This window comes from Hyphomicrobium sp. (genome assembly GCF_003987855.1).
Taxonomy (GTDB): Bacteria; Pseudomonadota; Alphaproteobacteria; order Rhizobiales; family Hyphomicrobiaceae; genus Hyphomicrobium_B.
The window spans coordinates 315,749-325,030 of the sequence record NZ_RXIZ01000008.1 but is presented as its reverse complement, the minus strand read 5'-3'; the positions used below and the strand labels follow the sequence as shown (position 1 = coordinate 325,030).

The window sequence follows — 9,282 nt, the reverse complement described above, 5'->3', positions numbered from 1 at the left end:
ACGCCGCCGAGAAGGTCGAACGCGCTTGATCCGGAAGCGACCGGATTGCGGCCTGACCAAATCTCGTAGGCACCGCCGGCCTCGACCGTCAGCTGGGTGTAGTCGGCTGAAACGTTTCCGGAAAACGTGGCGTGTTGGCCGTCTTTCCCGAACCCGCGCGAGCCGCTGAGGCTGGCATAGACGATGTCGTTGAAGAGCCCGAGCTTTCCGCGGCGGGCCTCTGCATAACTCATCCATGCCGGAAGTGTTGACCAGTCTAGATGGCCAAACATATCGCTGGGATCGACAGAGACGTCGAACGAACGCCCCTTGATTATGGTGTTGCCGGACAGCCATGGGATCCAGCCATAGCTGGTGAAGACGAGGGACCAGCCGTCGTCGCTCTCTCGCGGTGCCGCGCGCTCCGATAGACCATCGCTGCGCGCGACCGAAGCCGTGGTTGCGCTGCTAATTGCCAAACAAAGACCTAAGAGCACAGTGCGGAGAGGAGTGTTCATGGCGAGCCTGCTAAGGAGAACGATTCCCCGAAGCGCACTCTAGCGCGTCTGCGCACGCATAACCGTGGCAGGCTAGCAACGACGATCCGTATACGACGTTTAGTTGCGAAACATCGGTGGGCCAGTCACTATTGGTACCCTCTCGGCAACTCCGAGAGGGTCAAAATCTACTTCGCGGGCGCCTACTGAGCGGAAAAGTTAGGACTGGATTGCATCCGTACGACGGGTGGCGGGTTCCACTTGCCAGTCAGCGCTTCTGACCTGGGTGCATAGAGGCGCATGACGAGATTGAACGCGCCCTTCGGCGCAGGCAGCCAGTTGTTCTCCTTTTCTGTGCCAGGAGACTCGTTCTGAAAATATAGATCGAGCGAGCCATCGGAGTTGCGCTTCATCGGCATCCAACTGCTCACGGCGAAGCGGTTGAGATCGTTTGCGACAGGAAAGCCCTGAGAGTCGTAAAGGGTGATCGACCAGAACGCGTCAACGGGAGGCAAGTCGCCCTTGTCGAAATGGAGCTCGTAATTGTTCTCGCCGTTGAGCGGCTTTCCCGTCTCATCACCGAGGTTCATCGGATAAATGGCATCTTCCGGAACGTTTGCACCTAGGCCGACCTGCGCGACGATGGCGCGCTTGAGATAATAGTTGCCATACACGCCCATCGTGTCGGTGTTCATCGACCATCCATTTGCGATGCGAGCCAGCGACGGGACCTTCCAGGCCATGAGCTGGCGCCCTTCTTGTGGGACGGTTGCGAACGCGTTGCGCACAGCGGAAGCAGCCTTATCGAGGTCGAAGTCTTTGCCGGGTTCAAAGCCAATCCTTTTCAGCCGCGCGATGATCGGCTGGTCGGTGATGTGGGGGGGATTGTCTTTGAGCAGTCGGGACGCGTAGCCGAAGAACTGTGCCGCTGTCATCGCGTCGACCTGCAGTTTCGGTGGGGTTTTCATGTCGACTGACGGATCGATTGTGACCACGGGCGCCGTCGGCGTTTTCCCCCACTGCGAAAGTGGCGTCACTTTGAAACCCGCCTGGATCTCATGCACCGCCGCGTAGTCTTGTGGCCCGTCCGTTTTTGTTCGCCCGATAATCCAAACGAAACGCGTCGGCGCATCGATGCGGATCACGCCGTTGGGGAGCGAACCCGTCCAGCCGGGCGGGGCGACGAGATAATTCGCGGCTTCTGTGCCCGTGGTGCGCCAACCGGGGGACGCAAACACGTCACTCCACATATCGAGCATGGGCAGTAAGTAGTAGCGGCCGTGAGTATCGGGAGCCGAGACGATCATGGGTTCATTGGTCATGTCGATCCAGGCGATCGAATAAAGCGTGTCGTAGTTTGGCCGAACGACATCTCGGAACGATGCCGGCGGATACTCAGGCACGCTCACGAACATGTTCATCGGTCCGCGACCGAAGACTTTTCCAGGCTCAATGTTGGTCGCCTGCTTACGCGTAACGTCCATCGTCACGAGCGGATAGAAATACAGATAGGCGTCGACGCCGATCGCGTGTGCTTCCTCTTCGGCGAGGGACGTTTCTGCGAGCGCATGTCCGCACACGCCACCAGCAACAGCCATGCCTACCAAGGCCGCAATGACCTGTGATTTCATTTCGAGACCTCCCAGAGCGCTTCTTTTTCTTATGAAACGTACACTGAATTTCTTTGTGCATCCGTCTGGACGTTGACTCAAGTCAAGCCCGCGCGACTTCAGAGGCAAATATGAGGGCAGCCTTAATGCGACGGGTCATCTGGGCGGCAAGCCCGGACTTAACGAACGATGAACGCAGTTTTCTCGTCGGGAAAAATTTGCCTTTGCCAAAGTGGAACCAAGACACGGCCACCAGTGTTTCAGCGCGTAGGCAGGGGGCTGTCTGCACGACGAGGGACGTTTTCATGAGAACGCATGGTTATTCGGCATCGGAGCTATCGAGCTTCTACGCCGCGCTCGACTGCGCTGTCCGAGAGGCGGCTGAGCGCAATTTGGAAGTTTCCATCCCCGACATGGTGCGCCGCTTGTTCCAAGCCGCTGAAGATGGCGAGCGGGACCGCGCATGCCTTGTGGAGGCAATGTTTCGACGGGCGGGAAGAGCGTCGGCTGCTGCCTGAACGGCGATTATTTTTTTATCGTTAGATGAAACCAGCACCCCGTTGGCGCGTATTGAACGCGTAACCCGGGGGATCCGATGTCTTTACGTCCGACCAGCTACGAGCTGACCCAGCAGGCGATCGACGCGACGTACGAGCGGGCGCTTGATGCCCACACGGTCGAAGACGCCATTCGTTGCCATAGCGAGCTGGTCGACCTCTTGGCGATCGAAGCTATGATCGTACGTGTGAGCTCGCGAAGCGAGGCCGTGAAGGCCAACATGATTCGAGAGATAAACGAGTCGGCAGAGTACCATCGCGACGCGGTGGATCGGCTGACCGACATCATCGAACAGGGCCGGCAGTTTATTTGGCGCCATGAGTGAGATTGCATTTCGAGAAGTTCTCAAGTTGTTGAAAACTCCGCTTGCACCTTGAACCGAATCGGCGGCCGGACCAAACGTCAAACATCTCCCCATCATTGGCAAATTTTGGTGAGACCTTGCACCCCGGCAGCAGCCCTCGCTCGTCGGGGTGTTTCTTTTTGCGCCTCTGATCGCCCAATCGCCCTCGTAAACTGCGACCCGACGTCAGTCAGCGAAAATAATGCGCTGCGGCAGGAACCAAATTCGTTCGAAATAGTCCTTGAGATGCCACGGTATAAGGCGTTCCCCCCGCGCCATCCCGTCCCATCGTGGCTGAACCGAACACCCCGGCTCCCCCCGCGCCGGGGTGTTCCCTTTCCGGCGGTTGAAAGCTAGGGCTGACACCCCACGTTCTCAAAATGTCCACCGTTTCGTCTGCATCAGCCGATCTATTTGGCGCGCCCGAACTGCCGGGCCTCGTCTACGCCGAGAGCTTCCTCTCCGACGCCGAGGAACGAGCCCTGATCGAGCGGATCAATGCCTTTGAGCTGACGCCTTTTCGCTTTCAGGGATGGCTCGGAAAGCGCCTGACGGTGACGTTTGGGTGGAACTACGATTTCGAGGCCGCTACTTTCGGCCAGACGTCACCGATCCCCGAGGAGTTCCATCCTATCCGTGAGCGCGCGGCGTCCTTCGCCGGGCTCTGTCCGGACGCTCTCGAGCAACTGCTACTGACACGTTACGATGTTGGCGCGGGAATTGGCTGGCATCGCGATCGGCCGGTGTTCGAGCAGGTCATCGGTATATCGTTGGGCGCGTCGGCCCCCATGCGATTTCGACGGCGGCTCGAGAAAGGGTTCGAGCGGAGAACCATCCCGCTCGCTCCGCGATCGATCTACGTTCTGTCTGGCGAAGCTCGGCATCATTGGGAGCACAGCATCGCGGAGCTTAGGGCCCCGCGATGGTCAATCACATTCCGAACATTATCTGAGAAGGGCCGAGCCAAAGCTGGCCAACGCAGCGTTTAGAAACGCCGCTGAGCGCTATCTATGAGCTGACCGATAAACTTCTTCGCGCGGCCTTCTATGTCCGATGGAGAATAGCCTTCTTCTCGCAACCGCCGGCGCAGGCTCTGCACCGTATCGATTGCACCTGAGCGCGCCATGTCGACCGCGCGGTCGAAGGATCCGAAGCGCTGCGCTGGCGTGCGCCTGTACTGCCAGATGACCGCCCCGAGCGCGAAGCCAACGGCTGCAGCGCCAAGCAGTGCGATCGTCGGGTTGTTCTCGATGACGTTCGAGCCGTCTGTATCGTCGATTTCGGCTGACATTTTCACTCCTGTTTAGGCTTGGGGCGCTAGCGGCGCAGCGGCTTTGTCGCCGCTGTCCGACATGCTGAAAACATAGAGACCAGCAGCGACCGCTAAGACGAGCGGCCAGTTCTTCGTTGCAGTCCGGAGCAGAGCAGGCAGCAATATCGGTGCCGCGGCAGATGCAATGCCCATAAGCTGCTCGTTGTCGAAGAAGGATTTCGACATGGCAGGCTGAGCTTCTCTGGCCGTCTCCTTCTGCGCTTCAGACTGGGCTGAATAGCCAGTGCGCGCAGTCCTGCGAGCTTTGACCACCAGCGCGATAATGCCGCCGAGGACGGCAAAAACTCCGGCGACGATCAGATTGCCGACCTCAGCGCCATAGGTCCGGTTCACGAACAGCGATAAGCTCGCGGCTCCAAACCCCAACGCAACGATGAAGGGGATGGTGATAATTACGCGGTTACCGAGATCGCCGATCGCATTGTCGACGCTCGCTTCCGCTCGTTCGAATAAGCTTGCGAACACCATCGCTCTCCGATTTTAAGCTTTCCAGATCGCGCCGAGCACGAAGCCTGCGGCGATAGCCATGCCCAGCGTGGTGAGAGGCTGGTCTGCCACTGATTTGTCCAATGCGGCTGAGAAATTTTTCGCAACCTTCTGAACGTTGTCGCTGAGTTCAGAACTCTTGGAGATCAAGCGATCGCCCATCTCCTGAGCACTTGCCGCCGAACGTTCAAGCGAATCCACTGCACGGATGCCGGCGTCGACAGCCTTGTCCGTGAAATCATGCGTGGCCGCTCTTGCCTGTTCTGATGTTTCGATGCGCGCCATTTGCCGTACTCCCGATGGCTGAAGTGGTGAGAATTTCTTCACCGCGAACGCGCGGTGTCGGCGCTTTGTTCCGCAACGCGAGAACTCTCAGTGTTCGGACTGCGGCCCTGATTTCGGTCCGCCTCGACGGATTCAAGCTTGTTCAGAAGGTTCAGAATGGGAGACGACGTTGTCCAATCCATTCCATCCTGCAACACCGCCTTTAACTCTTCGGCGACGCGGTCCTTGAACACCTCAACCCAATGAAGCTCCTCGATACATCCGCGGCGGAGCAGAAGACGCGGGGCCATTTGCTTGTTGTTATCCACACTCATGCACCGGTAATGGCCGTTACCCCTTCCGGTTCCGTGGGCATTTTGGACCATTCTGTGACGTAGGGCGGGCTGACACTTGCTCCTGCGCACCCAGCAAAGCGAAGCTCTAGGCAAAATGTGCCTTTTTGGAGCGCTTCTTCTCCGGCTTCTAACCTCGGCTCAACTTCCCGTAGCAAAGATACGCTCCGGCAAGGTTCACGCTGCATATTGGACCTTGAGAATCCAGATCGGAGTGTTCGATGAAAGCGCTCGTTACGGGACTTTTAATTTGCACGGTTGTTGCGGGCGCCGCGCTCGCGGAAGATATGCGAGGCCCCGCGGGCGGCGGCAACGGTGCTCGCCAGAATCCGTGGGCGCAGAATAGCGGCGTCTTCCTGGATGTGCCGTGGTCTCAGATCATGAACGGAAACAACTCAGGCATCCCGCCAAAGAGCGACTACCAGGTCCATTGCAGCGACGTACGTCACAGCTGCTTTGGCCAGTTCGGCGTGAGCGAGCCTGGCTATGGCCAGTGCATGGCGGCGCGCGGCTGCTAGACAGCGCGCCGCGTCCCGAAAATAGGTCCGGCTAGGTTTGCACCTTGTCCTGCGTCTTCGTATCGAAGTCGCTGGCATCGTGACGCTCGTGAAGCTGTGATGAAAGTGGTCCGGTAATCCGGTTGACCATTCGGCCGCGCTTCACGGCGGGACGTTCGCCTATGGTGTCCGCCCAGCGAACGACATTCGCGTAGTCTGACACCTGAAGAAATTCGGCCGCGCCATACAACTCGCCTTTGACGAGATTGCCGTACCATGGCCAAATCGCGATGTCCGCTATCGAGTATTCGCCACCCGCTATGAAGTTATTTTCTGCGAGGTGGCGGTCGAGGACATCGAGCTGCCGTTTCGTTTCCATTGCGAACCGGTCGATTGCGTAAGCGATCTTGATGGGGGCGTACGAGTAGAAGTGTCCGAGCCCGCCGCCGACGTAGGGCGCGCTTCCCATTTGCCAGAAGAGCCAGTTCAGCGCTTCAGTTCTCGCATCCGCGTCCGTGGGCAGAAGCGCCCCGAATTTTTCAGCCAGGTACAGGAGAATGGCGCCGGACTCGAACACACGTCTCGGCTTGCTTCCGCTGCGATCCATCAGTGCCGGGATTTTCGAGTTTGGATTCACCTCGACGAAACCGCTCCCGAACTGGTCACCCTTGTAGATATTGATGAGCCACGCATCATATTCTGCACCGCTATGGCCAAGTGCCAGGAGCTCCTCGAGCATAATGGCCACCTTCTGCCCGTTAGGCGTCGCGAGCGAGTAGAGCTGCAATGGGTGGCGGCCGACGGGAAGCGCTTTCTCATGGGTGGCGCCCGCAATCGGACGATTGATATTTGCGAACTGGCCGCCGCTCGGCTTCTCCCATGTCCACACTTTGGGAGGCGTGTAATCTGATGATTGTGTCATGAAAAATCTTCGCTGTGATGAGACGGTCAGTTATCATGACCGCTCTCGCAGTTGCGCGCTAGCGCACTTCTGACGCGCTTAAATGAGAGTGCCGATCGCTGTATGTTGTTATGGGCGCAGCGCTATGTTGGCTTTCGAACGGAGAGCCTATCGGCCGTCAATGCGCTTTCGCATTCGACTTAGTAGCAATTTGCATGAAGTTTATCGCTTTCGGGCGATGTGCGATGCAATGACGATTGTTGGATTGAACGGATAACTTCCGCTTGCCTGAACTCGGTGCAACTGCGTAGCTTTCGGGCACCGGGGCTTTATGTATTTCCGGTCAGCTGCGTTGCCCCGTTGCGTTGCTGTCATCCTGGGACTGCTCGCCAGATTAGTGCGAGCTCCAAGCGGAAAGCGCGACCGCATCGCGCCGCAAGGTACCCACTATGACCACCCTCGATGATCTATCCATTCTGATAATCGACCCGAAAGGCGAGTCCGCCTTCGGGTTGAGGCAATCATTTGTCGCGGCAGGCGCGAAAGCGCACGTCGTAGAAAGTCTCGCAGTCGCCGAATTGCTGCTCGATGCGAAGACGATTGACGCTGTAGTGCTTCCTTATTCGCGCGACCCTCAAACTGTTGCGTTCTGCCGCTTGCTCGCGGCGAGAAACACGCCTTCAGTGTTTACGTCTGAACCTCCCGCGCGCTACCCGACACGGCGTCATATGTCGGGAGCGATTATCGCGGTCAGAGGCCTCGTAGCCGAACACAGCCCGCAAACTTACGATCTGATCAACTAGCGGCTGATTAGGCGCGAAATTCAAAAGCCCTCGCCTGACAAGCGAGGGCTTTTTGCTGCGAGAAAGAGCTCTTCAGGCTTCGTCGTTCTCATCTTCGGGAACAGCAACGTTTTCATCGTCCCGCTCGTCGTCGGAGTCATCTTCGTCACCCGGATATGCGGGAACGTCCTGAGGACGGCCTGGAAGACGCTCCGGAACAGGCGAGGGCGCTTCCGGATCGAATTCTTCCGGTTCGATGACTTGCGTCTTGCGTTTGTCCATCACCCTAACTCCTTCTCCGCTGACGTGGGGGCCCGGTTAGGATGGGTCGCAAGCAGCCTTCACGCAAGACGTACCAGCGACGCTCCACTTCCGCCGACATCCGAAAGCAGCTTCTCGACGAATGCGTCTTCGCCGCCGGCCACGACATAGGTGAACTTCAGGTTCTGCAAGGTTTGCTTGATTTCGGGATCTTCGTGCGCGAGTTCGCGGAAGCTGAGGGGGCTGAGCGCGCCGTCATCGAAGATCTCAGACATCGCCGGACACGCGAAATAATAATATTCGCGCTGCTCCTCGATCGTATCGAGAAAGATCGAGCCGATCGCTTCCATAATGGCCCGGTGATTATGGTAGGTCGGGCTGCAGGCTACCAAGACGCGGGTCACGTGCGGCAGATGATGGCGATGTGTCATGTTAAACAATTCCGAATTTGTTCCGGAACTTCATCGCACTCCGAACCATTTTGGGTATGGCTGGCGGAACGCGTGATCGCGGGACCGGATTTAGCGCAGGCACATAGCTGCGAAGCTGGTCGTTCGCGAGAAAAAAGACCCGCTGAATAGCTGCCAAGGTGTCGCGCAACCATTCTCGCGCATCATGCTCCCGATGACGATAACTGACGGAAAAAAAACGGATAGTGCAAGGAGCATTCGCTGTGGACAGTCGCATTTCTCAACTGGAGCGCGCGTTTGAATTGGCTCGTTCCGGCCGTTGCGCCACGGTCGCGGAAATCAAACGCAAACTGCGAGAGGAAGGTTACCTCGACGATCAGGTCGAGGGCAGGTTGTTATTTAGTCAGCTGAACAGTTTGATGAAGAAATCGGCCCAGGTCCCGGAATCGCGGCCCGAAGAACATCCGTGAGGAGAAAATTATGGAGCACCCCGATTCCCTGCTCAATCGAGGTGCTCCGTTTCACCACGGCATTGGGGGCAGTCGCACTGAGGGTAGGTGCGTGCCGTGGCGCTGGGGATACGAACCAGCATTCGTTCCGTTCCGCGCGCACTGCGCGACTTAAGTTCAATCGGAACCCGACGGCAGCTCGCCCGTTCCACGATGCTAAGTCACAGCAATTGGGAGCCGCCCATGGGACATCATCAAAAATCGGCGCTACTCACGCTAGTTGTCAGCGCCCCCATGCTGTTGGCGTCACTGGCCTGTGCCCAAACCACGCCCGCTCCACCCGAGGCATCTCCGAATAACGGGGCGACGAAAGACGCTGAAAAGCCGCTGAGTAAAAAGCTCAACGAGAACGATGGCGTGCTCAAGCCACCGCACGGGGTGGATCCGGAAATGCATCAGGCGCCGCCCGCCAGCACGGGTGATAAGATGCCTGTGATCATTCCACCAGGTGAACCCGGTGGCGATCAGAGCGTGCAACCGAAATGACCGCGAGGCGCTC

General features: G+C 58.0%; 15 protein-coding genes and 1 pseudogene. 7 read left to right on the top strand and 9 right to left on the bottom strand.

The annotated features are described in order from the left end of the window. A pseudogene (locus EKK30_RS08765) lies at positions 1-497 on the bottom strand (hypothetical protein); the annotation flags it as partial. A 182-nt stretch (positions 498-679) separates the two neighbouring features. After that, positions 680-2,074 (bottom strand): DUF1254 domain-containing protein, encoded by a 1,395-nt coding sequence (locus EKK30_RS08760; RefSeq protein WP_290983342.1) that lies wholly within the window; start codon positions 2,072-2,074, stop codon positions 680-682. 317 nt (positions 2,075-2,391) lie between these two features. On the opposite strand from EKK30_RS08760, the gene EKK30_RS08755 reads away from it, so the two are divergent. The 3 genes from EKK30_RS08755 (at position 2,392) to EKK30_RS08745 (ending at position 3,976) form a co-directional block, all read left to right on the top strand. Next, positions 2,392-2,604 carry a hypothetical protein gene (locus EKK30_RS08755; protein ID WP_290983323.1) on the top strand — a complete coding sequence of 71 codons (213 nt, stop codon included), beginning with the start codon at positions 2,392-2,394 and terminating at the stop codon, positions 2,602-2,604. A gap of 77 nt (positions 2,605-2,681) precedes the next feature. Continuing rightward, entirely contained in the window at positions 2,682-2,969 is a 288-nt protein-coding gene (locus tag EKK30_RS08750; protein WP_290983320.1) for a hypothetical protein, read from the top strand. A 398-nt stretch (positions 2,970-3,367) separates the two neighbouring features. Continuing rightward, positions 3,368-3,976, top strand: a complete 609-nt coding sequence (locus tag EKK30_RS08745; protein WP_290983317.1) for an alpha-ketoglutarate-dependent dioxygenase AlkB — start codon at positions 3,368-3,370, stop codon at positions 3,974-3,976. Here EKK30_RS08745 and EKK30_RS08740 read toward each other — a convergent pair. The 4 genes from EKK30_RS08740 to EKK30_RS08725 are packed head-to-tail and all read right to left on the bottom strand — an operon-like array spanning position 3,973 to position 5,381. Then, the gene (locus EKK30_RS08740; protein WP_290983315.1) at positions 3,973-4,278 is read right to left on the bottom strand and encodes a hypothetical protein; all 306 of its coding nucleotides are present in this window, start codon (positions 4,276-4,278) and stop codon (positions 3,973-3,975) included. The two genes, EKK30_RS08745 and EKK30_RS08740, sit on opposite strands and share 4 nt — an antisense overlap. 12 nt (positions 4,279-4,290) lie before the next feature. Continuing rightward, on the bottom strand, positions 4,291-4,788 hold the full coding sequence (locus tag EKK30_RS08735; protein WP_290983312.1) for a hypothetical protein: 498 nt from the start codon (positions 4,786-4,788) through the stop codon (positions 4,291-4,293). Positions 4,789-4,800: 12 nt separating this feature from the next. After that, positions 4,801-5,091 (bottom strand): hypothetical protein, encoded by a 291-nt coding sequence (locus tag EKK30_RS08730; protein ID WP_290983310.1) that lies wholly within the window; start codon positions 5,089-5,091, stop codon positions 4,801-4,803. A gap of 38 nt (positions 5,092-5,129) precedes the next feature. After that, complete coding sequence (locus EKK30_RS08725) at positions 5,130-5,381, bottom strand: hypothetical protein (protein ID WP_290983307.1); 252 nt, start codon at positions 5,379-5,381, stop codon at positions 5,130-5,132. 263 nt (positions 5,382-5,644) lie between these two features. Here EKK30_RS08725 and EKK30_RS08720 point away from each other — a divergent pair, with 263 nt between their 5' ends. Then, positions 5,645-5,941, top strand: a complete 297-nt coding sequence (locus EKK30_RS08720) for a hypothetical protein (RefSeq protein ID WP_290983304.1) — start codon at positions 5,645-5,647, stop codon at positions 5,939-5,941. A gap of 31 nt (positions 5,942-5,972) precedes the next feature. Here the strand turns inward: EKK30_RS08720 and yghU are convergent, their stop codons facing one another. Further along, positions 5,973-6,842 carry a glutathione-dependent disulfide-bond oxidoreductase gene (yghU, locus tag EKK30_RS08715; RefSeq protein ID WP_290983301.1) on the bottom strand — a complete coding sequence of 290 codons (870 nt, stop codon included), beginning with the start codon at positions 6,840-6,842 and terminating at the stop codon, positions 5,973-5,975. Positions 6,843-7,270: 428 nt separating this feature from the next. Here yghU and EKK30_RS08710 point away from each other — a divergent pair, with 428 nt between their 5' ends. Beyond that, complete coding sequence (locus tag EKK30_RS08710; RefSeq protein ID WP_290983298.1) at positions 7,271-7,624, top strand: hypothetical protein; 354 nt, start codon at positions 7,271-7,273, stop codon at positions 7,622-7,624. Positions 7,625-7,696: 72 nt separating this feature from the next. On the opposite strand, the gene EKK30_RS08705 is transcribed toward EKK30_RS08710, so the two are convergent. Both EKK30_RS08705 and EKK30_RS08700 read right to left on the bottom strand, forming a co-directional pair. After that, positions 7,697-7,885 (bottom strand): hypothetical protein, encoded by a 189-nt coding sequence (locus EKK30_RS08705; protein ID WP_290983295.1) that lies wholly within the window; start codon positions 7,883-7,885, stop codon positions 7,697-7,699. A gap of 59 nt (positions 7,886-7,944) precedes the next feature. After that, positions 7,945-8,295, bottom strand: a complete 351-nt coding sequence (locus tag EKK30_RS08700; protein WP_290983292.1) for a hypothetical protein — start codon at positions 8,293-8,295, stop codon at positions 7,945-7,947. Positions 8,296-8,537: 242 nt separating this feature from the next. On the opposite strand from EKK30_RS08700, the gene EKK30_RS08695 reads away from it, so the two are divergent. Further along, entirely contained in the window at positions 8,538-8,744 is a 207-nt protein-coding gene (locus tag EKK30_RS08695; protein ID WP_290983289.1) for a hypothetical protein, read from the top strand. 222 nt (positions 8,745-8,966) lie between these two features. Beyond that, entirely contained in the window at positions 8,967-9,269 is a 303-nt protein-coding gene (locus tag EKK30_RS08690; protein ID WP_290983286.1) for a hypothetical protein, read from the top strand. Positions 9,270-9,282 lie beyond the last annotated feature (13 nt).